Annotated in this window: 21 protein-coding genes; 13 read left to right on the top strand and 8 right to left on the bottom strand. The window is 71.4% G+C overall.

Annotation, left to right across the window (positions count from 1 at the left end; translation table 11 throughout):
• Window positions 1-14: 14 nt before the first annotated feature.
• On the bottom strand, window positions 15-1,577 hold the full coding sequence (locus AC5RUW_RS02460; RefSeq protein WP_494159232.1) for a long-chain-fatty-acid--CoA ligase: 1,563 nt from the start codon (window positions 1,575-1,577) through the stop codon (window positions 15-17).
• Window positions 1,578-1,847: 270 nt separating this feature from the next.
• Between AC5RUW_RS02460 and AC5RUW_RS02455 the strand changes: the two genes are divergently transcribed.
• Window positions 1,848-2,531, top strand: a complete 684-nt coding sequence (locus AC5RUW_RS02455; RefSeq protein ID WP_494159231.1) for an alpha-ketoglutarate-dependent dioxygenase AlkB family protein — start codon at window positions 1,848-1,850, stop codon at window positions 2,529-2,531.
• 81 nt (window positions 2,532-2,612) lie between these two features.
• On the top strand, window positions 2,613-3,905 hold the full coding sequence (locus AC5RUW_RS02450) for a hypothetical protein (protein ID WP_494159230.1): 1,293 nt from the start codon (window positions 2,613-2,615) through the stop codon (window positions 3,903-3,905).
• Window positions 3,906-3,910: 5 nt separating this feature from the next.
• Here the strand turns inward: AC5RUW_RS02450 and AC5RUW_RS02445 are convergent, their stop codons facing one another.
• Window positions 3,911-4,294: a DUF1304 domain-containing protein gene (locus AC5RUW_RS02445; protein WP_494159229.1), complete on the bottom strand. Its 384-nt coding sequence runs from the start codon at window positions 4,292-4,294 to the stop codon at window positions 3,911-3,913.
• Between the two features lie 270 nt (window positions 4,295-4,564).
• On the opposite strand from AC5RUW_RS02445, the gene pstS reads away from it, so the two are divergent.
• On the top strand, window positions 4,565-5,680 hold the full coding sequence (gene pstS, locus AC5RUW_RS02440; protein WP_494159228.1) for a phosphate ABC transporter substrate-binding protein PstS: 1,116 nt from the start codon (window positions 4,565-4,567) through the stop codon (window positions 5,678-5,680).
• Window positions 5,681-5,824: 144 nt separating this feature from the next.
• A complete protein-coding gene (locus AC5RUW_RS02435; RefSeq protein WP_494006630.1) occupies window positions 5,825-6,016 on the top strand; it encodes a hypothetical protein in 192 nt (63 codons plus the stop codon).
• A 41-nt stretch (window positions 6,017-6,057) separates the two neighbouring features.
• Here the strand turns inward: AC5RUW_RS02435 and AC5RUW_RS02430 are convergent, their stop codons facing one another.
• From AC5RUW_RS02430 to AC5RUW_RS02420, 3 genes are all read right to left on the bottom strand, one after another.
• Complete coding sequence (locus tag AC5RUW_RS02430) at window positions 6,058-6,987, bottom strand: NADP-dependent oxidoreductase (protein ID WP_494159227.1); 930 nt, start codon at window positions 6,985-6,987, stop codon at window positions 6,058-6,060.
• Between the two features lie 100 nt (window positions 6,988-7,087).
• Window positions 7,088-7,588, bottom strand: a complete 501-nt coding sequence (locus tag AC5RUW_RS02425) for a hypothetical protein (protein ID WP_494159226.1) — start codon at window positions 7,586-7,588, stop codon at window positions 7,088-7,090.
• 11 nt (window positions 7,589-7,599) lie between these two features.
• Window positions 7,600-9,600 carry a primary-amine oxidase gene (locus tag AC5RUW_RS02420; protein ID WP_494159225.1) on the bottom strand — a complete coding sequence of 667 codons (2,001 nt, stop codon included), beginning with the start codon at window positions 9,598-9,600 and terminating at the stop codon, window positions 7,600-7,602.
• A 293-nt stretch (window positions 9,601-9,893) separates the two neighbouring features.
• Between AC5RUW_RS02420 and AC5RUW_RS02415 the strand changes: the two genes are divergently transcribed.
• From AC5RUW_RS02415 to AC5RUW_RS02400, 4 genes are all read left to right on the top strand, one after another.
• On the top strand, window positions 9,894-11,576 hold the full coding sequence (locus tag AC5RUW_RS02415) for an amidohydrolase (protein ID WP_494159224.1): 1,683 nt from the start codon (window positions 9,894-9,896) through the stop codon (window positions 11,574-11,576).
• Window positions 11,577-11,669: 93 nt separating this feature from the next.
• Window positions 11,670-12,260: a TetR/AcrR family transcriptional regulator gene (locus tag AC5RUW_RS02410; RefSeq protein ID WP_494159223.1), complete on the top strand. Its 591-nt coding sequence runs from the start codon at window positions 11,670-11,672 to the stop codon at window positions 12,258-12,260.
• 132 nt (window positions 12,261-12,392) lie between these two features.
• Window positions 12,393-13,364 carry an AraC-like ligand-binding domain-containing protein gene (locus AC5RUW_RS02405; protein ID WP_494159222.1) on the top strand — a complete coding sequence of 324 codons (972 nt, stop codon included), beginning with the start codon at window positions 12,393-12,395 and terminating at the stop codon, window positions 13,362-13,364.
• Window positions 13,365-13,578: 214 nt separating this feature from the next.
• Window positions 13,579-15,096 (top strand): APC family permease, encoded by a 1,518-nt coding sequence (locus tag AC5RUW_RS02400; protein ID WP_494159221.1) that lies wholly within the window; start codon window positions 13,579-13,581, stop codon window positions 15,094-15,096.
• Here the strand turns inward: AC5RUW_RS02400 and AC5RUW_RS02395 are convergent.
• Entirely contained in the window at window positions 15,081-15,632 is a 552-nt protein-coding gene (locus tag AC5RUW_RS02395) for a dihydrofolate reductase family protein (RefSeq protein ID WP_494159220.1), read from the bottom strand. The two genes, AC5RUW_RS02400 and AC5RUW_RS02395, sit on opposite strands and share 16 nt — an antisense overlap.
• A 196-nt stretch (window positions 15,633-15,828) precedes the next feature.
• On the opposite strand from AC5RUW_RS02395, the gene AC5RUW_RS02390 reads away from it, so the two are divergent.
• Window positions 15,829-17,235: an aldehyde dehydrogenase family protein gene (locus tag AC5RUW_RS02390; RefSeq protein WP_494159550.1), complete on the top strand. Its 1,407-nt coding sequence runs from the start codon at window positions 15,829-15,831 to the stop codon at window positions 17,233-17,235.
• Window positions 17,236-17,383: 148 nt separating this feature from the next.
• Window positions 17,384-18,946 (top strand): GMC family oxidoreductase, encoded by a 1,563-nt coding sequence (locus tag AC5RUW_RS02385; RefSeq protein WP_494159219.1) that lies wholly within the window; start codon window positions 17,384-17,386, stop codon window positions 18,944-18,946.
• Between the two features lie 113 nt (window positions 18,947-19,059).
• Here the strand turns inward: AC5RUW_RS02385 and AC5RUW_RS02380 are convergent, their stop codons facing one another.
• A complete protein-coding gene (locus AC5RUW_RS02380; RefSeq protein ID WP_494159218.1) occupies window positions 19,060-19,326 on the bottom strand; it encodes an alpha-hydroxy-acid oxidizing protein in 267 nt (88 codons plus the stop codon).
• A 17-nt stretch (window positions 19,327-19,343) separates the two neighbouring features.
• Here AC5RUW_RS02380 and AC5RUW_RS02375 point away from each other — a divergent pair, with 17 nt between their 5' ends.
• From AC5RUW_RS02375 to AC5RUW_RS02365, 3 genes are read left to right on the top strand one after another with little or no spacing between them, the layout of a single operon-like run.
• On the top strand, window positions 19,344-19,880 hold the full coding sequence (locus AC5RUW_RS02375; protein WP_494159549.1) for a carbohydrate ABC transporter permease: 537 nt from the start codon (window positions 19,344-19,346) through the stop codon (window positions 19,878-19,880).
• A 3-nt stretch (window positions 19,881-19,883) separates the two neighbouring features.
• Window positions 19,884-20,771 carry a carbohydrate ABC transporter permease gene (locus AC5RUW_RS02370; protein WP_494159217.1) on the top strand — a complete coding sequence of 296 codons (888 nt, stop codon included), beginning with the start codon at window positions 19,884-19,886 and terminating at the stop codon, window positions 20,769-20,771.
• 17 nt (window positions 20,772-20,788) lie between these two features.
• Window positions 20,789-21,799 carry an NAD(P)-dependent alcohol dehydrogenase gene (locus AC5RUW_RS02365; RefSeq protein ID WP_494159548.1) on the top strand — a complete coding sequence of 337 codons (1,011 nt, stop codon included), beginning with the start codon at window positions 20,789-20,791 and terminating at the stop codon, window positions 21,797-21,799.
• A gap of 49 nt (window positions 21,800-21,848) precedes the next feature.
• Here AC5RUW_RS02365 and AC5RUW_RS02360 read toward each other — a convergent pair whose 3' ends face one another.
• Entirely contained in the window at window positions 21,849-23,072 is a 1,224-nt protein-coding gene (locus tag AC5RUW_RS02360) for an MFS transporter (protein WP_494159216.1), read from the bottom strand.
• Between the last annotated feature and the right edge of the window lie 241 nt (window positions 23,073-23,313).

Here is a 23,313-nt window from a genome sequence, read left to right as displayed (position 1 = left end):
CGGCCCGGATCCGCCTAGCCCTGGCCGCCCTGGCCCAGCGCGTCCTCGGCCGGCTTGCCGGCCGTCACGTTGATCTCGCGCTTGAGGATCTTGCCCGTGGGCCCCTTCGGCAGGGTGTCCGTGAGCTGCACGATCCGCGGGTACTTGTAGGCCGCCAGGCGCTCCTTCGCGAAGTCCCGGATGGCGTCGGCCAGCTCGGCCCGCCCGGGGCCGTCGTCCGGCAGCATGCCTTCCTTGACGCCGACGACGGCGGCCACCTCCTCGCCGGACAGCTCGTCCGGAACGCCCAGCACGGCGGCTTCGGCGACCGCGGGGTGCTCGTACAGGACCTCCTCAATTTCGCGCGGATAGACGTTGTAGCCCCCGCGCAGGATCATGTCCTTCTTCCGGTCAACGATGTAGATGTTGCCCAGCTCGTCGAACCTGGCCAGGTCCCCGCTGCGGAACCAGCCGTCCGGTATTGCTGCGGCGGTCGCCTCGGGATTGTTCCAGTAGCCCTGCATCACGCCCTCGCCGCGGATGGCGAGCTCTCCGACTTCGCCCACCGGCAGGTCCGCGCCGGCGTCGTCCACGATCCGCACCTCCATGCCCGCCACGGGCTTGCCGATCGAACCGGCCCGCCGGTCGGGGCCGGGAAGGTTGAAGGACACCACCGGCGAGGTCTCGGACAGCCCGTAGCCCTCGAGCATCTCGGTGCCGAACACCTCCTCGAACTCGTGCAGCACCTCCAGCGGCAGCGACGCGCCGCCGGAGATCGCCCCGCGCACCGTGGAGGTATCGGTCTGTGCCATGGCCGGGTGGCGCAGCATCGCAATGTACATGGTGGGCACGCCCTGGAAGATGGTGACCCGGTCCCGCTCGAGGATCTGCAGCGCCTGTCCGGGATCGAAGCGCGGCAGGAGGCTGATCGAGGCGCCGGCCATCACCGCCGCGTTCAGGGCCGCGGTCTGGCCGAAGACATGGAAGAACGGCAGGCCGCCGAAGATTACGTCCTCGGGCTGGGTATCCAGCAGCGAGCGGGATACCTCGGCGTTGCTGTACAGGTTGTGGTGGGACAGGGTTGCTCCCTTGGGCCGTCCCGTGGTGCCGGAGGTGTAGAGGATGACGGCGGTGTCGTTGTCGGCTTTCTCCGCCACCTCCGGCCGGGCCTCCACGGAGGCCAGCAGCTGCCCGAAGGTGGCCGGGTTGACCGCCACCACCTCGACGTCGCCCGCCTCCGCGGCGCCCGCTTCGGCCTGCGCGAGCATGTCCTCGAAGTCGAAGGCAAAGATCATCCGGGCTCCGGAGTCCTGCAGATGGTAGGCAATTTCCCGTGCCTTGAGCAGCGGGTTCAGCGGCACCACCACCGCTCCTCGGCGAAGGATGCCGTAGTAGATGGCGGCCATCGGCGGGATGTTCGGCAGGATGATGGCTACGCGGTCGCCGGGCTCGATGCCACGCTCGGCAAGCAGCCCGGCCACCCGGGCGCTCATGCCGTCCAGCATGCCGAAGGTGACCGCGGTGTCCTGGATCCGCAGCGCCGTGCTGTCCGGAAGGCGGGCTGCGGTGTCGGTGAGGATGGTGGCGAGGTTCGGCACGTGATCTCCCTTGATCTGGCGGATGTGCAGCAGAATCTAGCAACGATCCATCGGCCTGGGAATGCCATTTTCGGCGGGTCCGGAAACATACCGGGGGTATGTCCGGAGGCGCCCGGAACATACCCCCGGTATGTGCAGCGGCGGGCTCCGCATAGGCTGTAGCGGGAGGATCATGAGCACTGAATTACCGGCCGACACCTGCGCCGGGGCTGCCCGTCCCGCAGCCGCCGGCTGCACCGGCGCGGCCCGGGCCAGGCGGGAGGTTTCGGCATGAGCGGAGAGCTGTTTCCGCGTGAGCGCAGCGCGCCCGCGCTCGGCGCGGTGCATGTCCCCGGGTGGCTGGGCCCGGAGCAGCAGCGGGACATCGTGACGGCCTGCCGCCGCTGGGCGGTGGGGCCGGTGCCGATGCGCTCGGCCGTGATGCCGGGCGGACATCCGATGTCGGTGCAGACCGTCTGCCTGGGCTGGCACTGGCAGCCGTACAAGTACACGCGCACCGCGGACGACGTCGGCGGCGGCCGGGTGGCCGAGCTGCCGGACTGGCTGGCGGACCTGGGCCGGCGGGCGCTGGCCGCCGCCTACCGCACCCCGGGCGAGCCGGGCTGGGATCCGGCGTCGTTCGATCCGGAGTCGTATGAACCGGACACCGCACTGATCAACTGGTATCCGCACGGGGCGAAGATGGGCCTGCACCAGGACAAGGACGAAAAGTCGCCGGCCCCCGTGGTGTCCCTGAGCATCGGCGACAGCTGCATCTTCCGGTTCGGCAACACCGAGACCCGGACCCGGCCGTGGACGGACCTGGAGCTGGCCTCCGGAGATTTGTTCGTCTTCGGCGGGCCGTCCCGGTTTGCGTATCACGGGGTGCCCAAAACACTGCCGGGCACCGCCGATCCGGAGTGCGGCCTCACGCAGGGGCGCATCAACATCACGCTCAGGATGACCGGGCTCTAGCGCAGCCGCCGGCATGCACTGCCGAAAAGACGCCGCGCAACATTAACGATAATGATTCTCATTTAAGTTACGCTGGCCGGCATGACACCACGATCCGGTTCCCGCCGCGCGTTCGCGGCCCCCCGCCAGCACGCTCTCCTGCCCCTCGCCGCCCTGCCCCTTGCCGCCCTGCTGCTTGACGGCTGCGCCGCGCCCGCGGCGCCGCCCACGACGTCCGCACCGCCTGCGGAGGGGTCCTCCTCCGGCGCGCCGTCGCCGTCGCCCGCACCCACCCGGGAAGCCGGCGCCGCGTCGCCGCGGCTGGTGCTCACGCACGACGGCGGCCTGAGCGTGCTCGACGCCGCCACCCTGGAGCCGGTGGCGGAGCTGGACCTGCCCGGTTTCCTGCGCCTGTCCGATGCCGGGGACGGCCGTCACCTGGCGGTGTCCGGCGACGGCGGCTTCCATCTGCTGGACGCCGGCGCCTGGACCCGGCAGCACGGCGACCACGGGCACCACTACACCACCGAGCCGCGGCTGACCGGCCAGCGGATCGACGCCGGCGCACCCGGCCACGTGGTCGCCCGGGACGGCCGGACGGCGTTCTTCGACGACGCCGACGGCAGCGTCACGCTGCTGGACACGCAGCGGCTCGCCGCGGGCCGGGAGGATACGGAACTGCGGCTGCCCGAACCCCACCACGGCGTCGCCGTGCCGCTGGCGGACGGCGGGCTGATCGTCAGCCGCGGCGACGATCAGGCGCGCACCGGCGCGGCCGTGCTGGCCGAGGACGGCACCGAGGTCCTGGCCGGCGGAGACTGCCCGGGGCTGCACGGCGTGGTCGAGGCCGCGGACGCCCTCGCCTTCGGCTGTGAGGACGGCATGCTGATCCACCGCGACGGCGCCTTCGCGAAGGTGCAGAGCCCGGACGGCTACGGACGCCTGGGCAACCAGGCGGGCTCTTCCGCCTCCGCCGTGATCCTCGCCGATTACAAAACCGATCCGGAGGCGGATCTGGAGCGGCCCCGGCGTGTGGCCCTGGTGGATACGGCCGCAGCCTCGATGCGCCTGGTGGACCTGGGCACCAGCTATTCGTTCCGTTCGCTCGGCCGCGGTCCGGCCGGGGAGGCCCTGGTGCTGGGCACCGACGGGGCGCTGCACGTGATCGACCCGGACACCGCGCAGCCCACGGCCCGGATTCCGGTGACCGATGCGTGGGAGGAGCCGCTGGACTGGCAGCAGCCCCGCCCCACGCTGTTCGTGCTCGGCGGCACGGCCTACGTCACCGACCCGGCCCGCCGCGCCCTGCACGCGGTGGACCTGGCTGCGGGCGCCGTCGTGCGCTCCGCGGACCTTGAGCACGTGCCCAACGAACTCGACGGCGTCGAAGGGTAGGCGCGTCAGGCGCCCAGCAGGGTGAACACCAGCGCCACCGCCGCAGGCCCGCCCTGGATCAGGGCCGGGCGGGCCATCCGGCGGTCGTTCACCAGCAGCACCAGGGCTGCGAGCAGCATGCACGCGGTGGTGAAGCTCATCAAGGTCAGTCCGGCCACTCCGTTGCCCAGCGTGAGCAGCAGGACGCCCAGCAGGGCGCCGACGGCGAGGAACAGGTTGTAGAACCCCTGGTTGTAGGCCAGGGCCTGGGTGTCGGCCGCCGCCTGCGGGCTGCCCACCCGGAAGATCGCCATGGTCTCGGGTTCGGTCCAGCGCAGCGACTCAAGGATGAAGATGTACACGTGGACGGCCGCGGCGGCCAGCGCGGCAATAACGGCGATGATGAGCACTGGTTCTCCATCGGCCGGGGATGCGGACCGCATCCTGAGGTGCGGGCGCCGTCGCCGGCGGCCGCCGTCGGTCCGACCATCGTGGCACCGCGGTGCAGCCGGGCCAAGGGCGGGCACGGAAACCGGCGGCCGGGTCCGCCGGCCGGTTGGCGGTGCAGGCGCGGGGACCGCTAGCCTTGATGAGGCGGCCGGCCACAGCCGACGCCGCCGGCCCGCCCACAAGCCTGCTGCCGCACCCCCGTCTGGATGTCTTTGGAAGGACCGCCCCCAGTGCCCCTGCCCCGCCTCGCCCGTCCTCTCGCCCTGGCTGCCGCGGCGGCCCTGGCCCTGACCGCCTGCGGTTCCGATTACCCGCTGGGGGACGAGCAGCGCGAAGCCGCCGAGCGCAGCACCTCCAACCTCACCGGCACCCTGTCCGGCTCCGGGTCCAGCGCGCAGGGGCCGGCGATGGACGCGTGGATCGCCGGCTTCGGCCTGCTCCACCCACGGGTCCAGCTGCAGTACTCGCCGGACGGCTCCGGCGCCGGCCGCAACGCCCTGCTCAACGGAGCGGTGCAGTTCGCGGGCTCCGACGCCTATCTGCAGGAGCAGGAAATGGGCCAGGCCCGGGACGTCTGCGGCCCGGACGGGGCGTATGACATCCCGACCTACATCTCCCCGATCGCCGTGGCCTTCAACCTGCCCGGCATCGAGTCGCTGAACCTGGACGCAGCCACCATTGCCGCCGTCTTCCGCGGCGACATCGATACCTGGACCCACCCGGAGATCGCCCGGCAGAACCCCGACGTCGAGCTGCCGGACCTGCGGATCACCCCGGTCAGCCGGGCGGACGACTCGGGCACCACGGAGAACTTCACCGAGTACCTGCACGAGGTGGCGCCTGACGCCTGGCCGGATGCGCCGTCGGGCACCTGGCCCGGCGGCCTGGCCGGGGAAAACGCCCAGGGCAGCGCCGGCGTCGTCAGCACCGTGACGCGCACCGAGGGCGCCGTGACCTACGCCGACGATTCGGTGGTGGACGAGTCCATGGGCACCGTGAACCTGCTGGTCGGCGAACAGTACGTGCCGATCAGCGGCGAGGCCGCCGCAATTGCCGTCTCCGAGGCCACCCGGGTGCCCGGCCGCGACGAGCACGACATCGCCCTGCACCTGAACCGCACCACCACCGCGCCCGGGGCATATCCGCTGGTGCTCGTCTCCTACGAGATTTTCTGCAGTTCCTACGATGATCCGAAGATGGCGGAACTGGTGAAGGAATTCGGTCTGTACCTGGTCAGCGAGGAGGGCCAGACCGCCTCCGAGGAGGCTGCCAAGAGCGCGCCGCTGCCCGAGGAGCTGGCGCAGCAGGCCCGCGCGGCCATCGGGTCCATCAGCGTCCGCGACTGACAACCCGGTCCCGGCCGCGTGCCGGCGCGGCGGCCGGTACCAGCCGGGGGCCGGAACCGGAAGCTGGCGGCGTCCCCTTGCGCGGGTGCGGGGCCGGTGCCACCTTTGTTCTACTGCGAATGAAAGGGGGCTGTCATGGAACCCATCCGCATTGAACGCTGGTGGCCCTACCTGGACATCACGGCCAAGGAATGGCTGCGGGAGAACCTGCGCGATGAAGGGATCCCGCCGAAGGTCCAGACCCGCATTGCCGAGGCCGGCGGCCCGGTGATGGATCCGATCCTGAACAACCAGGACTGGGACTTCATCGAGACGCAGTCCGAGTTCGTCGACTGACGCTTCAAGGCCCGCTGTCCGTCACCGCGCGTTCCTGCCGGCTAGAAGAGCAGCACCAGGCGCCCGCGCGTGCCGCCGGCCTCCAGCCGCCGATGCGCCTCCGCGGCTTCCTCCGCAGGCAGAGTGTCGGCGACCCTCAGCGTCAGGACGCCTTCCTCGGCCAGGGCCCGCAGCCGGTCCAGCTTCTCCTGCGAGCGGTATTCCTCGCCCACCCAGATCGGGTGCACGGTGATGCCCCGGCCGGGATCGCCCTTCCAGCCGCGGACGGTGGCGAAACCGCCGCCGTCGCGCACCGCTTCGGCGGCCGCCTCGTTCTGCACGGCGGCATCCGCCACGGCGTCGACGCCGTCGGGGAACAGTTCCCGGACCCGCCTGCCGAAGTCATCCCCGCGCTCGACGATGTGGTCCGGGCCCAGCGCGGCAACCAGTTCACGGTCCTTCGGGGCGGCGTCGGCGACGACGGTCAGGCCGGCGAGCTTGGCCAGCTGGACAAGGTAATTGCCCAGGGTGCCCGCGGCGCCGTTGACGGCCAGGACCTGGCCGGGGGAGAGGTCGAGCTTTTCGAGGATTTGCACCGCGGTCAGCCCGTTCATGGGCAGGGTGGCGGCGGTGGGCAGATCTGTTCCGGCGGGTATCGGTGCCAGCGACTCATCGGGAGCGATGAGGTACTGGACGTAGGCCCCGCGGTGTTCGCCGCGGGGCACGGCGATGGCCATGACCTCCTCGCCTATGCTCCAGCGGCTGCCCTCACCCACCTCGTCGATGATGCCGGCTGCATCCATGCCGGGAATGTGGGGCGCCTGCTTGCCGCCGGTGCCCTGCAGCCCTGCCCGCAGCACGGTGTCGGTGGGGTTGACGGCTGCTGCGCGAACCCGGATCCGGACTTCACCGGGCCCAGGGTGCGGGTCGGGTACCTCCAGCACCTGCAGGGCCTCGGGTCCGCCGAATTCGGTTACTCCAACAATCTTCATGCGGTTCCACCTTTCAGTTGGGTCGGGTGTTCTCGCTGTTTACATCTGCAACGGGTGTGCCGTCGCGGGCATTCCCGGTCGTTTTGTCCAAAGCGGAGCTTTAGGGCCAGCCTCGGCCCGCTCGGCGGCGGTGCAGCCAGACGGCGGCCAGCAGGGCGGCGCCCAGCTCCCACGCCGTCAGAATCAGCATCGCTTCCAGGCCTGACGGCGCGGCGGCCGCAGTGCTCGACGCCGCCGCGGGGGACCCCGGGCCGGTGCCCGACGCCGCTGGCAGAGCCCCGGAGGCGACGGCCACGGAGCCGTGATGCGCGTGGGTTGCGGACCCGCCGGCGAGCAGCAACAGGGCATGGAAGCCGGCCATGGCCAGGGCCGCCGCCATGGCCATCCGGGCGCCCGACGCGGAAGGAGAGCGCCACAGGCCCCAGCCGCACGGCAGGCAGGCAGCCGCCATGCCCAGCATCAGGACCGCCTGCCACCACGGATGCGGATGCGCCAGCACCATCCACAGATGCGCCAGGGCGCCGGCCAGCACGGCCGCCGCGCAGGCCCGGGCGTGGATCAGCTGCCCGCCGGCTACCGCTCCCGCAGGCGGGAACCGCACGGCCGCGCCGTCTACCGGTGGCAGTGCGCGCCCGGGGCGGGCGGGGGCACGTCGAGCACCGGCGACCGGTCGAAGAATCCTTCCGGGCGCAGCTTGAACCCGGCGGTGTCCACGGGCATGATCGGCCAGTCCTCCACCCGCGGAAAGTGCGTCAGGCCGAAGGTGTGCCAAACCACCAGGTCCTCGCCGTCCAGGTTTCGGTCCGCCTGCACCCACTCGGGCAGGCCCGCGTCGCCGGCATGCTGGTTGACGAAGTCGCCGGTCGGGTACCGCTGCGCCTCGTCCCGCCGGGTCACCCACAGCGCCTTGGATGCAAAGGTCGCCCGCCGGTAGATCGAGGAATCCTCGTCCGCCAGCAGCGTGGGCTGGCCCTCCGGATGCAGCTTGTAGCCCACCGGCTCGCCCAGCCGGTTCCGGACCTCCGGGTTGGAGACCACCCAGGTGCGGCCGACGCCGGGCGCGGCGTCGCGCGCGGCCTCGGACTCCCTCGCCAGCACGGTCCGCCTGCGGGTGAAGGCATTGCCGCGGGGGTTCTCCGCGCTGACCGCCACGCGCACGGCGTCCTCCTCCTCGACCCGGCCCGGACCGCCGTCGAGCGCGAAGTCCAGCCGCGCGCTGAACAGGTGCTGATGGAACGGGGCGCCCAGGCCGGGCGCCATTTCGGAGGCGTAGGGGTAGTCCTTGCCCGGGTAGGCGCTGGTGAACACGACGCCGGTGGCCTTGGCCTCGAACTCGATGGTGCCGTCCAGGTACAGGTACCAGTAGAAGCCGTAGTCGTAGTTGCCCACGGTGGTGAAGAAGCTGATCACCAGGCGCCGGTTGCGGCGGGTGTAGTTCACCCTGGACCACAGGTCGGAGTGCTTGGCGAGGATGGAGGCGTCCTCCTCATGCATGCAGATCCCGTTTTTGATGGTGCGCGGATTGCCCCGCGCGTCGGAGACGGTGGGGGAGATGTAGTGGATCTCGCCCAGGCAGTCACAGCCGAGTTCGAGCGAGTTCGCGAACTGGCCCACGAGGTATTCGCCGGTGTCGAAGTAGTTCTGCCAGGACCGGGTGGGGGCCGGATCGCCGTAGGGCACCACCATTTCGGCGATGGACGCACGGTTGAGGATCCGGCGCACCCTGCCGCCGTCCTCGAAGCCGATGTTGTGCAGCACCAGGCCCTCGCGGACGTCGAAGCCCACGTCAAGGTGCCACTTTTCCCACTCGACGTGGTTGCCGCCGGTCACCGTGAAGCTCGGGCCTTCGGGCTGGGTGATGCTGATCGGCTTCTGGGTGGTGCGCAGCGGCCCGGTCAGCGCGGGGTCGGTGTAGTTGCCGTGCTCCTCGGGCACCGGCATGGCGCCGAAGTCCAGCACCTGGTCCACGGTGCGGGCGGTGACGTCCACGTAGGCCACGAGCCCGTCGATCGGATGCGCCCAGGCCGAGTCCTCGGCGTGGGTCTGCAGGAACGCCAGTCCGCGCAGGATCCGCCGGCCCTTTTCCTCCGGGTATTCGAAGACGCCGGCGGACAGCGGCGCCACGCGTACCTGCGCGACGTCGAGCCCGCGCTTTTCCAGCGCCGCCAGCCAGTCCGGATCGGCGGCGAGGATCTGCTCCACCACCTCGAACTCCTCCTCGAGCACGGGCAGCTCGCCGGTGACGGCGGTGTCCAGCTCGGTGTCGGAGAGCACCTCGCGACGGGCCGCGGAGACGACCACGTCGTGCGGCCGGCCGCCGGCGGTGTCCAGCAGGAAGACCCGGAATCTGCGGTCCGGTGCTCCGGCTCCGGCTGCTGCGTCGGTATCGGCGTCGGCAGCGGTGCCCCGGGGCGGATCGACCAGGCCCAAATACGCGATCCGGGCGGTCTCCGGGAACAGGCCCGCTGCCTCCAGCACCTCGCGGACGGCGGTGATTTCCTCGGGTGCGGCCAGTGCGTAGGCGCCCGCGGGGCCGGGATCGACGGCGACGGCGGCCGGTGCTGCGGAACCGGAGGGGGCGCCCGGGGCGGATGGGGAGTGGCACGAGCTCATGGGGGATCTCCGTTTTCTGGAAGCCGGTTTGCTGCGGCGGGACGGGCGGCACTGCGAAAACCCACGGGTAGCTGCGGCGGCTGAACCACGGGTTTTTCTATGGCTGTAGACAATAACCGCGTGTGGCGTGGGTTACAAGAGGTGTTTTTTCGGACCCGGCGCTCCTGCGGCGGCGCTCCGTAAAGGACTGCGCGCAATGACAAGGGGCAGTCGCCGGACGACAAGGCCGATCCGCCCCGCACAGCCGAAGCTGGCAGAAGACCGCCTGCTGCCTGCCGAAAGAGGACCGCCCCGTGACCACCCACGCTCCCATCGACTTCATCGTCGTCAACGGACCCGTCTACACCAGCGACCCCGCGAACGAGTGGGCCGAAGCCTTCGCCGTCGGCGCCGGCCGGATCCTCGCCGTTGGCAGCGAGAGCGAGATCCGCGCCCGCGCCGGCGACGGCGCCCAGGTCCTGGACCTGGGCGGCCGGCTGGCGATGCCGGGGTTGGTGGACGTGCACGCGCATCTGGGCCTCGGCGGCCGGCAGGCGGCGTTCGAGCTGCCGCTGCTGCCCACCGACGGCACCGGACAGATCTTCGCCAAGGTGCGGGCGTGGACCGAACGGCTGGAACCGGGGGAGTGGATCATCGGCGGCATCGTCGGCTCGACGGTGATGGACGACCTCACGGTCGAGGACCTGCACGCCCTCGACGAGGCCGCCGCCGGGCACCCGGTGCTGCTGCGGGATGACTCCATGCACAACCGCTGGGTCAACTCCCGCGCGCTGGAGCTGATGGGCGTGGACGCGTCCACCCCGGATCCGGAGGGCGGCACCTACGTGCGCGACGACGCCGGGCAGCTCACCGGCGTCCTGCAGGAGCTGGCCAGCCCGGTCGCCGAGGCGGCGGCCGCGGCCTCGATCGAGGAGACCCCGGAGCGGCACGCCGCCGCGTTCCGCACCGCCGTCGACATCCTCAACGGCTACGGCGTCACCGCCGTCCAGGAGGCCGCCACCATGGACTACGCCCTGGAAACCCTGGCCGGCATGGATGAACGCGGGGAGCTCACCGCCCACGTCGTCGCCTCGATGCCGTCCCGCCCGTTCATCGAGCCCGGCACCACCGGCGCGGACCTGTACGACGTCGGCGCACGGCACCGCACCGCGCATCTGCATCCGGACTTCTCCAAGTACGTCTTGGACGGGGTGCCGATGACCCGCACCTCCGCCATGCTGACCCCCTACCGCTGCAGCCACGCCGGCCACGATCCGCAGCACACCGGCGAGCCGCTCTGGCAGCTGGAGGAATTGGTCTCCTCCCTGGAGGATCTGGTGGACCGCGGCCTGCATGCCAAGCTGCACGCCACCGGCGACGCCGCTGTGCGGCTGATCCTCGACGCCGTGGAGCGGGTGCGTGCCGGCCGCGGCGACGGTCCGCTGTTCCAGATTGCCCACGCGGAGTACGTCAGCGATGCGGACCTGCCCCGGTTCGCGGCCCTGGGCGTGGTCCCGGATGCGTCGCCGTACATCTGGTTCCCTTCCGTGATCCAGGAGAGCATCGCGAAGCAGATTCCGGCCGAGACCTTCGAGAAGTCCTGGCCGCTGAAGGACCTATTCGAGGACGGCGCGCTGGTCAGCGGCGGCTCCGACTGGCCCTGCTCGGCGCCGACGCCGGACCCTTGGACCGGGCTGGAAACCATGATCACCCGCCGCAACCCCGATTCCGCCGTCGAAGGCGAGCTCAACGCCGCGCAGGCGCTGGACATCCGGCAGGCCGTGGCCGCCTTTACCCGCAATCCGGCCGCCGCGATGGGCCTGCAGGACACGGTAGGCATGCTGCGCGCAGGCCTGTCGGCGGACTTCATCGTGCTGGACCGGAACATCTTCACCATCGATCCCGGGCAGATCCATGAGACCCGCGTGCAGCAGACCTGGTTCGAGGGCCGGTTGGTGCACGACGCCGCGGCGCAGCAGGTGCCCGAACCCGCCTGACCGGGGCCCTTCGGGACGGCGCCGCTGCCGGGCTGCGGGATCGCTACGATGTCCGGGGACCTCCGGCCGTCCGGGCCGGGCCGGAAAGGGAGTATGCCCAAGATCGTCGACCACGAACGCCGGCGCGCAGAAATTGCCGAGACCACCTGGCGGATCATCGCCCGGCGCGGGCTCGACGGTGCCACCCTGCGCGAGGTGGCGGCCGACGCCGGCTACGCCAACGGGGCGATCAAGCCGTACTTTCCGAGCAAGGCGAGCCTGATGGAGGCCACTTTCCGGCACGTCTTCGGCCGCACCAACGCCCGCATCGCCGAAGCCACCGCCGGGCTGGACGGCTTCGCGGCCCTGCGGGCCTTCAGCCTGGAGGTGCTGCCGCTGGACGCGGACCGGCTGGACGAGGCGCGGGTGGTGGTCGCGTTCTGGCAGCAGGCGCTGCACCATCCGGCCCAGGCCGAGGTCAACGACTCGGCGATGCGCCAGTGGCGGGAGCGCATCCGCAGCTGGCTGCAGGAAGCCCGACGGCGCGGCCTGGCCGCGGACCGGCCGCCCTTGGAACCCGCGGCGGAGACCGTGCTGACGTTCCTGCTCGGAGCGCAGATCGCCGCCGTGCTGCATCCGGACTTCAACTCGCCGGAGCAGCTGATCAGTCAGCTCGACGCCCAGCTGGAGCTGCTGCGCGGGTAGCGCCGGAGGACGGGCCGCCGCCGGCCGCCGGGACATGAAGTTCACCAACGGGAGAAAATCTTAGACAAGTACGAAACAAGAGCGTAGATTGCCCCTCATGTGAGCCACGCCACCGGCGGCGGAAGGAGGAGCATGAGCATCACGGCATCTCAACCGGTATCGCCTGCCGCCGCACCCGTGCAGCGCGCCGCAACCTTCGCCGAATGGCAGCGCCTGGTCTCCGATTCCTTCGTTCCGCTGGCCGCCTCGCCGGCCCACGGCGGACGGCCCGACGGCGCGTTCGGCGGGCAGCTGCTCGGCCGCCGGCTGCGGGAGCTGGCCATCGTTCGGGTGGATGCGCAGGCCCATACCGTCGAACGCACCGCCGCCCTGGCTGCCGCCGCCGAGCAGGGCTACTACAAGCTCAGCCTGCAGATGAGCGGCCGCGGGGTCCTGGTCCAGGGTGGCCGAGAGACTGTGCTCGATGCCGGCGACCTGGCCATCTACGACACCCAGCAGCCCTACACGCTGCATTTTCCGGGAGAGATGACCAGCCTGGTCCTGATGTTCCCCAAGCAGCTGCTGAACCTGGCCGCCGAGGACCTGGCCGAGCTGACCGCCGTCCGGCTCGGCGCCGGGCACCGGCTGGGGGACGCCGTCGTGCCGTTCCTGACCCAGATCGCCGGCCTGCTGCCGGACCTGGACGGGCCGATCGGGCACCGGCTGGCCATGAACACCGTGGACCTGCTGGCCACCATGCTGGCCGCCGAGGCCTACGCCGGCCCGGAGAGCGCCGGCCATGAGCGGATGCTGCGCCGCATCAAGCACTTCATTGACGGGCAGCTGGCCAATCCCGAACTCTCACCCGGCTACATCGCGGCCGCGCACTACATCTCCACCCGCAGCCTGCACAAGCTTTTCGAGGACAGCGGCACCACGGTGGCCGCCTGGATCCGGGAACGGCGGCTCGACGGCGCGCGCCGCGACCTGGCCGACCCGCTGCAGGCCGACGTGCCGGTGGCGGCCATCGGCGCGCGCTGGGGACTGCCGGATCCGGCGCACTTCAGCCGGGCGTTCCGAACCGCGTACGGCTGCCCGCCCTCGGCGTACCGACTGCGGCGCTAGGAGCCGCGGGGCCGGCTCGCGCTGCCGGTTTGCGTCGGGGCTGCCGGCGCGCAACGGCAGCAGCCGGTCAAAGCGGCAGCGGCGCGGGCCCTTCCCCCCATGGGCCTGCGCCCGGCGACAACAACAGCACGCGCAAAGCCAAGCTGCACCAGTGTGGCGCAGGACACAGTAAGGGTGAACATCCCCCACTGTTCCCGTCCACCAGGAGGCCCCCATGGGCACCACCCTTCCGCCGCGCGGCTCCGACGCCGGCATCGGCCTGGGGCAGCGCCGCCTCGGCGTTCCGGCCCTCGTGTTCATGATCATCGCGGCCTCGGCGCCGCTGACCGTCGTCGCCGGCGGCGTCACCAGCAATTACGCGGTCACCGGCCTGCTCGGCATCCCGCTGTCCTTCCTGGTGCTGGGCGCGGTGCTTGTGCTCTTCTCCGTGGGGTATTCCGCGATGAGCCGGCACGTGCACAACGCGGGCGCCTTCTACGCCTACATCGCCCGCGGCCTCGGCCGCCCGGCGGGAGTCGGCGCCGCCTGGATCGCCCTGACGGCCTACAACGCCATGCAGATCGGCATTTACGGGATGTTCGGCTTCGCCCTCAGCTCCTTCCTCGGCGGCGTGACCGGATCCGTTGTGCCGTGGTGGGCGTGCGCGCTCGCGGCCTGGCTCATCGTGGGGCTGCTCGGCGTGAACAAGGTGGACCTTTCCGCCAAGGTGTTGGGCGTGCTCGTGGCCCTCGAATTCCTCGTGGTTCTCGTGTACGACGTCGCCGCGCTCGGTGCCGCTCCGGAGGGCCTGAGCACGCAGTCGCTGATGCCGGGCAGCCTCTTCGGGGCCGGCGTCGGCGCCGCGCTGGCGTTCAGCATCGCCGCGTTCATGGGCTTCGAATCCGGTGCCATCTACAACGAGGAGGTGAAGGATCCGCGCACCACCGCCCGCCGCGCCACCTTCATCGCCGTCGGCGTCATCGCGGCCTTCTATGCCTTCTCGGCCTGGGCCATGGCGGTGGGCGAAGGCGACGGCGCGGTGATCGGCCGTTCGGCGGACCTCGGCCCCGACCTGGTCTTCCTCTTCCTGGCCGAGCGGGCGCCGCAGTGGTTCGTGGACCTGTGCTCGCTGCTGTTCGTCACCAGCCTGCTCGCGGCGCTGGCCGCGTTCCACAACGTCGTGGCCCGCTACGTGTTCTCGCTCGGCCGCGAGGGCGTGCTGCCCCGCGCACTGGCAGCCACCAGCCGCCGCACCCAGGCGCCGGTGGCCGGCTCGCTGGCGCAGTCCGCCGTCGCGCTGGTGCTGCTGATCGTCTTCGCCGCTGCCGGCAGCGGACATGAGTACGGGCCGCTGTTCCCGGTGCTGACCCTGTTCACCTGGCTGACCAACATGGGCGCCTTCGGGCTGGTGCTGCTGATGGCGCTGACCTCCTTCGCGGTGATCGGCTACCTGCGCCGGCACCGCACCGAGTACGGCGCCTGGACAAGGAGCGTCGCCCCGGGGCTGGCCGGCGTCGCCCTGGCCGGGCTGTTCGGGCTGATCGTGATCAACTTCGACGTGCTGATCGGCCTGGCCGAAGCCAGCGCGCTGTCCTGGCTGCTGCCGCTCATCGTGGTGCTGCCCGGAGTCCTCGGCGTAGGCCAGGCGCTGGCGCTGCGCCGCTCCCGTCCCGCCGTCTACGCCGGCATCGGCGGCGGCGGCGACCCCGACGTGCCGCTTCCGGCTCCGGCGGAGCCTCAGGTGACGGCGTAGCGGACCCGCACCGCGCCGTTCGCGAACCGCCGCTCCTCCAGCAGCCGCAGCTGCAGCCGGATCCCGCGCGGCAGTGCGGGGGTGCCGCCGCCGACAACCACCGGATAGATCAGCAGCGAGATCACGTCCACCACGCCCAGGCGCAGGGCCTCGGCCGCCAGGCCCGGCCCGCCGATGGTCGCGTCACCGGCCGCCTTGGCCCGCTCCGCGGCCTCCCGGGTGAAGGCCGGTTCGATCCGGGTGCGCCGGGTCAGCGGCTCGTCGAGGGTGGTGGAAAAGACCACCTTCTCGGCCGGGGCCCAGGCCGCGGCGAAGCGGGCCGACGCCGGGGAGAGCTCCGCCAGGGCCGGATCCGTCTCCCAGACGGCCATCGTTTCGTACATCGCCCGCCCGTAGAGGAACGTCCGCGCCGCAGCGACGTCGGCGGCGTACGCCTCCGTCGTCTCCTCCAGGTCATCGCTGAAGTCGAAGTTCCCCTCGGCGTCGGCGCTGAAGCCGTCCAGCGAGCAGTTGATCAGGTACGTCAGCTCTCCCATGGGCCCAGCCAACCGTGCCCCGCGCACGCAGGCAAGGGTGCGCGCCGGGACTCCGGGTCCGGACCGTGCACGCAGCGGCAAGCACCGCTCACGCAAAGCCAACCGTCCACGATGAGACGTGCGCCACAGTAGAGGGAGGACACCCCGGCCGATACCCAGCACAAGGAGAACCCCCATGCAGCTCGCCGATTCCACCCTGACCTCCTACACGGCCCTTCTGGCCGCCGTCGCCGCGCCTGCCGGGGGCCGGGACATCCTGGACCCGGCCACCGGCGAGGTGATCGCGGCCGCGCCGGTGCACACCGCCGCGGACCTGGAGACCGCCGTCGCCGCCGCCCGCGCCGCGCAGCCGGGCTGGGCCGCGCTGGGCCATGCCGAGCGCTCCGCCGTGATGCACCGCGCCGCCGACGCCGTGGAGGCCTCGTCCGAGGCCCTGGCCGAGCTGCTCTCCCGGGAGCAGGGCAAGCCGCTGAACGGCCCGAACGCCCGCTTCGAGGTCGGCGGGTGCGTGGCCTGGCTGCGCGCCGCGGCGTCCTTCGAGCTCGAGCCCGAGGTGCTGGTGGACGACGACGGCGGGCGCGCCGAGCTGTTCTACCGCCCGCTCGGTGTGGTGGGCGCCATCGGGCCGTGGAACTGGCCGATGATGATCAGCATCTGGCAGCTGGCCCCGTCCCTGCGGATGGGCAACACGGTGGTCATGAAGCCCTCCGAATACACCCCGCTGTCCGTGCTCGCCCTGGCGGCGGTGCTGAACCAGGCGCTGCCCGAGGATGTGCTGCAGGTGGTCTCCGGCGGCCGCGACGTCGGCGAGGCGCTCTCCGCACACCCGGACATCGCCAAGATCATGTTCACCGGCTCCACCGCCACCGGCAAGGCGATCATCCGCTCCTCCGCCGACACGGTGAAGCGCCTGACCCTGGAGCTCGGCGGCAACGACGCCGGCATCGTGCTGCCCGACGCCGATCCGGCCGCCATCGCCGAGGACCTGTTCTGGGGCGCGTTCATCAACACCGGCCAGACCTGCGCGGCGCTGAAGCGGCTCTACGTGCACGAGGACCTCTACGACGATGTCGTCGACGCGCTGGCCAAGGTCGCCGCCGCGATGCCGATGGGCCGCGGCCTGGACGAGGCCAACGTGCTCGGCCCGCTGCAGAACAAAGCCCAGTACGACATCGTCGCAGACCTGGTCGAGCAGGCCCGCGCCGCCGGGGCCCGCGTCGTCGTCGGCGGGAACCCGGACCCGGACCAGCCAGGCTACTTCTACCCGGCCACCCTGGTCGCCGACATCGACAACGACAACCCGCTGGTCGCCCGTGAGCAGTTCGGCCCCGCGCTGCCGATCATCCGCTACTCCGACGTGGACGAGGCGGTGGCCATGGCCAACGGGCTCGAGGTCGGGCTCGGCGCCTCGGTCTGGTCCTCGGACAAGGACGCCGCCCGCGAGGTCGCGGCCCGGCTGCAGGCCGGCACCGTGTGGATCAACAAGCACGGCGCGATCGACCCGCGGATTCCGTTCGGCGGCGCCAAGCAGTCCGGCTACGGCCTGGAGTTCGGCGTCGAAGGCCTCAAGCACCTCGGTGCCCCGCAGGTCATCAGCTACTAGGACACGGTTTCCGGGCGCCGGCTCCGCGCCGACGTCCCGGGATCTTCCAGCGTGCCGGGCAGCGCCGCCCGGCACGCCGCGGTGCCGGGCCGCCTACCCCCGCCGGCCCGGCACCGCACCTCCGCACCACCCTGGAAAGGCCCCCCACATGGAATCCGACTACATCGTCATCGGCGCCGGCTCGGCCGGCTGCGTCATCGCCCGCCGCCTGCTCGACGCCGGCCACCGCGTCACCGTCCTCGAAGCCGGCGGCGAGGACACGAACCCGATCATCGCCAACGTGCACGAAGCCGGCGGGCTCTGGCACGGGCCGGAGGACTGGGACTACTACACCGAGGAACAGCCCGGCTGCTCCAACCGGCGGATCCACCTGCCCCGCGGCAAGGTCCTCGGCGGCTCGCACGCCCTGAACGCCACCATCTGGGTCCGCGGCGCGAAGCAGGACTACGACACCTGGAACTACCTCGGCTGCCCCGGCTGGGGCTGGGAGGACGTGCTCCCCGTCTTCCGCGCCATCGAAAACTACGACGGCGGGGCCTCCGAATCCCGCGGCACCGACGGCCCGCTCGACGTCGTCGGGAACTTCCCGATGAACCCGGTGCAGGAATCCATCCTGGCCGGCGCCCAGGAGATGGGTATCAAGCTGAACGAGGACTACAACTCCGGCGACGTCGAAGGCGTCTCCAAGATGCAGCTGAACGTACGTGACGGCAAACGGTTCAACACCTGGCATGCCTACCTGCGCCCGGTCGCCGGCTCGCCTGACCTCACCCTGCTGACCGGCGCCACCGTGCGCCGCCTGCTGATCGAGGACGGCGCCGTCACCGGCGTCGAGTTCGAGCACGAGGGACAGGTCAAGACGCTGCGCGCTGCGGAGACCATCCTCGCCGCCGGGGCGATCGGCTCCCCGGAGGCGCTGTTGCGCTCCGGCGTCGGGCCCGCGGAGGAACTCCGCGCCGTCGGCGTCGACCCGGTGCTGGACCTGCCCGGCGTGGGCAAGAACCTGCACGACCACCTGCTCTCCCCGGTCATTTACACCACCACCGCCAAGCCGGTCCCCGACTGCGAGGTGGGCGCCGCGGAGACGCACCTGTTCTGGAAGTCGAACCCTGATCTGGCGGTGCCGGACACCCAGCCGATCCACTTCTCGCTGCCGATGTACTTCCTGGATTCCATGACCGGCCCCGAGAACGGGTTCTCGCTGGTCGCCGGCATCGTGCGCCCGCTCAGCCGCGGCGAAATCACACTCTCCGGGCCGGCGTCGGAGGATCCGATCCGGATCGACCTGGGCGCGCTCACCGAGCAGGCCGACGTCGACTCACTGGTCGCCTCGGTCCGGCAGTGCCGCGAGCTCGGGCGGACCCGGGCGCTGGCCGAATGGGGTCCCGAGGAGGTCTACCCCGGACCTGAGGTCTCGGACAGCGACGAGGACCTGGAACAGTACGTCCGCGACACCGCGGTGACTTACCACCACCAGGTCGGCACCTGCAAGATGGGCCTGGACGCCCTCGCCGTGGTGGATCCGCGCACGCTGCGGGTCCGCGGACTCGATGGCGTCCGTGTCGCCGATGCGTCGATCATGCCGCTGGTGCCCACCGGCAACACGAACGCGCCGTCGATCATGATCGCCGAGCGCGCCGCGGCGCTGCTGACCGGCGTCGGCCCGGGCACGGCTGCAGAAGCAACGGTGGAGGCAGCGGCGGGCGCCTGATCAGGCCGGGGGCGTGCCCGCCTGATCGGCCCGGTGGGTCTCCGGTTCACAGCCGGTGCAGCGCTCCCCGCAGGGAGGCGAGGTCGGGGTAGCCGTTGACCGCCATGGTCAGGTCAGCCTCGGCGAGCAGGGACCGCATCACGTTGCGTGATGCCGGCCTGCCCGCCCACGGCCAGCCCGTACACGTAGGGCCGGCCGATGCCTGCCGCCGTCGCGCCCAGGGCCAGGGCCCGCAGGGCGTCGACGCCCGAGTCGAAGAGCACCGGAGCGCCGTCGGCCGCCTCGACGACGGCGGCCGGATCGTCCGAGCCTTGCTCGGCCAGCAGCTTCCGGAACCGCTCGTCGGTCAGGTAGTTGGCCAGGCACTGCCCGCTCAGCATGGGTAGGTAGGCAGGTGATGCCGGCGGCCAACTCGCTGCTGTGGTCCGTGTCCATCCTCAACCCGACCTACGGGCTGATGAACTGGCTGATCGGGCTGGTCGGGATTCCGCCCGTGGACTGGACCAGCGCGCATCCGATCGTCTCGATCCTGATGTCCCTGGTCTGGCAGTGGACGCCGTTCATGATGCTGCTCGTGCTGGCCGGGCTGCAGGCCCAGCCCAAGGACGTGCTGGAAGCGGCGCAGGTGGACGGCGCGGGCTGGTGGCGCACCTTCGTCTGGGTCACCCTGCCGCAGCTGCGCCGCTACATCGAACTCGGCGTGCTGCTCGGCGCCATCTACGTGGTCAACACCTTCGACCAGATCTACCTGATGACCGCCGGCGGGCCGGGCACGGCCAGCGCCAACCTGCCCTTCTACATCTACCAGCGGGCCTTCCTGGGCTTCGACATCGGCCAGGCCGCCGCCATGGGCGTGGTCGTGGTGGTGGCGACCATCGTCGTCGCCACGCTCGCCCTGCGCCTGATCTTCCGCAGCTTCGACGTAAAGGACTGATCCGTGGCCACCTCCACCGCTCCCGCCCCGCCGAGCCGGCCGGACTCGGCGGGCACCCCCGAACCGGCGCGCCGGCCGGCCCGGCGTGCACCGGCCTCGCTGCTCACGGCCCTGACCTGGATTCTCGCCGTCGGCTTCTTCTCCCCGGTGCTGTGGATGGTGCTCACCAGCTTCAAGCAGGAGTCCGCGGCGGCGTCGACGCCGCCGACCTTCGTCTTCGCGCCCACCCTGGACCAGTACCGGGCGGTGCTCGACGCCGGTGCCGGCTCCTACTTCCTCAACTCCCTGATTGCCACGGGCGTGTCCACGGTGCTGGTGATCCTGCTGGCGGTCCCCGCCGCCTACGCGCTCAGCATCCGCCCGGTGAAGAAGACCTCCGACGTGCTGTTCTTCTTTATCTCCACCCGCATGCTGCCCGTGGTGGCCGTGATCATGCCGATCTACGTCATTGCCGGGCAGCTGAAGGTCCTCGACAACGTGTGGACGCTGGTGGTGCTGTATACCTCCATGAACCTGCCCATCGCCGTGTGGATGATGCGCTCCTTCTTCCAGGAGGTCCCCGGCGAGGTGCTGGAGGCGGCGCAGATGGACGGTGCGGGACTGATGACGACCATGCGCCGGGTCCTGATGCCCATGGTCGCCCCGGGCCTGGCCGCCACCGCGCTGATCTGCGTGATCTTCGCGTGGAACGAGTTCTTCTTCGCGCTGATCCTCACCGCCGGAAAGTCCGCCACCGTGCCCGTGTTCCTCGTTTCGCAGATGACCAGTGAAGGCCTGTTCCTGGCCCAGCTCTCCGCTGCGTCCGTGCTCGCGTCGCTGCCCGTTATCCTTGCCGGATGGATTGCACAGAAACAGCTGGTCCGCGGACTGTCCATGGGGGCGGTGAAGTGACGCCGCTGCCCGCCGTCATGTCCGCCAGCGTGCTGGACGGACCCGGGAAGCTGCGCCTGGAGGAACGTCCCGTCCCTTCACCGGGTCCCGGCGAGGTGTTGGTGCGCATCCTTGCCGTCGGGGTCTGCGGCTCCGACACGCACTACTACCGGGAAGGCCGGATCGGGGACTTCGTGGTGGAGGAGCCGCTCGTGCTCGGCCACGAACCCGCCGGCCGGATCGTGGCGCTGGGCCCCGGGGTCACTGACCGCCAGGTGGGCCAGCGTGTGTCCCTGGAACCGGGCATCCCGGCCCCGTATTCGCCGCAGACGCTCAGCGGACGGTACAACCTGGACCCCGACGTCCGGTTCTTCGCCACCCCGCCCGTGGACGGGGTGTTCTCCGAATACGCCGTGCATCCGGCCGCCTTCTGCCATCCGGTGCCCGACGCGGTCTCCGACGAGGCGGCGGCGCTGCTCGAACCACTCAGCGTTGCGCTCGCCGCCCGCGCTGCCGGACAGATCGTGCTCGGCCAGCGGGTGCTGGTCGCCGGCGCCGGGCCGATCGGGCTGCTGATCAGCATGGTCGCGCAGCTGGCCGGCGCCGTCGTCACGCTGACGGACACCCGCGCTGACCGGCTGGAGGCGGCAGCACGCTACGGCGCCGCGGAAACCTTCACCCCGCAGGAAGCGCCGCCGGCGTCGGACCCCTGGCCCGGCGGCGGCTACGACGTGTTCATCGACGCGACCGGCGCCGAGCCGGCCGTGCTCTCCGGGCTGGCCCGGCTCGCGCCGCGGGGCCGGGCGGTGCTCGTCGGCATGGGCGCCGACACCCTGGCGCTGCCGGTGCCGCTGCTGCAGAACCGCGAGCTGACCATCACCGGCACGTTCCGCTATGCGAACACCTGGCCCACTGCCGTCGAACTGGCGGCCCGGGGCCTGGTGGACCTGGACGGGCTGGTCACCTCCCGGCACGGCCTGGACGACGTCGAGCAGGCCCTCACCGCCGGGGAACGGCCGGGTGCGGTGAAGGCGGTCGTGGTTCCGTAACCCGCCGTCGGGCCGTGCCTGCGGCGCCGGGCCGTTACTGCGGGCCGGTTCAGCCGATGACCCGGTTGCGGCCCACGAGCAGCGCCACCACGCACAGCACCGCCATCACGGCGGCGGTGGCCACCAGGGAGGGGGTCCAGCTGCCGGTCGCGTCGTACAGGGCGCCGAATCCGATTGGACCGAGGGCGGCGAGGCCGTAGCCCAGCGACTGCGCCATGCCGGAGAGCGAGGCCGCCTGGCCCGGGCTGGAGGTCCGCAGGCTGAACAGCGACAGGGCCGTGACGATCAGGGCGCCGCCGGCCGCCGCGCCGCAGACCACCCAGACCAGCACCACCTGGGGAAAGGCGGCCAGCCCGGCAAACGCGACGGCGGCCAGCACGGAGGAGCCCACCGCCACCGCCCGCTGGTCGGCGAACCGGTGCAGCAGGGCGCCGGCCACGAGGCTGGCCGCCATGCCCACCAGCAGGAAAACGGCGGTGTGCAGGCCGGCTTCGGCCTCACTGATGCCGAGGCTGTGCTCGATGCTGGGCAGCCAGGCCATGAACACGTAGAAGGAAATGGACTGCAGGCCCATGAACGCCGTCACCTGCCAGCCGAGCAGGCTGCGCCAGGGGGAACGCCCGGCGCCCGCGACGGCCGCCGTCGGCGCCGGCGGTTCGCGCCGCAGTACCCGGGGCAGCAGCGCGGCCAGGGCCAGCAGGGCGACGCCGGCCCAGACCCCGAGCGCCAGTCGCCACCCGTCCGGGGTGGTGCCGGCAATGGGCACCACGAGCGCCGTGCCGACGGCGGCGGCCGCGCTCTGCGCGCTGCTGTAGATGCCGGTGACCTGGCTGACGCGCTCGGGGAAGTCCCGTTTGCCCAGCGAGGGCAGCAGGACGTTCAGGAAGGCGATGGCGATGCCGATGACGGCGGTTCCGGCCCAGATGGCGCCGGGCACGGGCAGGGAACGGCCCACGATGCCGGCGGCGAGCAGCAGCAGGGACAGCCACAGCGCGCGGTCCAGGCCCACGCCGCGGGCCAGCGGCGGCGCGAGGGGGGAGAACAGGGCGAAGGCAATGAGCGGCAGCCCGGTGAGCAGGCCCGCCTGGCTGCTGGTCAGGTCCAGGTCGGTGCTGATGCTGCCCAGCAGCGGCCCGACGCTGACGAAACCCACCCGCAGGTTCACGGCAATCAGCAGCACCCCCAGCAGGGCCAGGCCGAGCCGTGCCCGCTGAACCCCGCCGTCGGCCGTTGCCGCCGCGCCGCCGGCGCCTCGATTCTCCGTCACCGCCATTGCTGCTGTCTCCGTCTCTGCTCTCCGGCCCGGTACCGGTGCCGACCGGCTCGACGTTAGCCCACCCCGCCGGGGAAGACGAACCTTGTCCGGACACACCTGAAATACGTCGGGAAGAACGGCCTCCGGCCCAGGCCCGCCCAATCCGTCGTCGGGCGCACCGGAACGGGGGCGCCGCTGTTGACAGCCTGCGCAGGCCAACTGGCAGGGTGGCCCCGCGGACGGCAGGTGGGGGAGCCCG

This window comes from Arthrobacter sp. Y3222053, from assembly GCF_059092805.1.
Note: the sequence above shows the minus strand (reverse complement) of the source record. Positions and strands in the feature narration are given on the sequence as shown.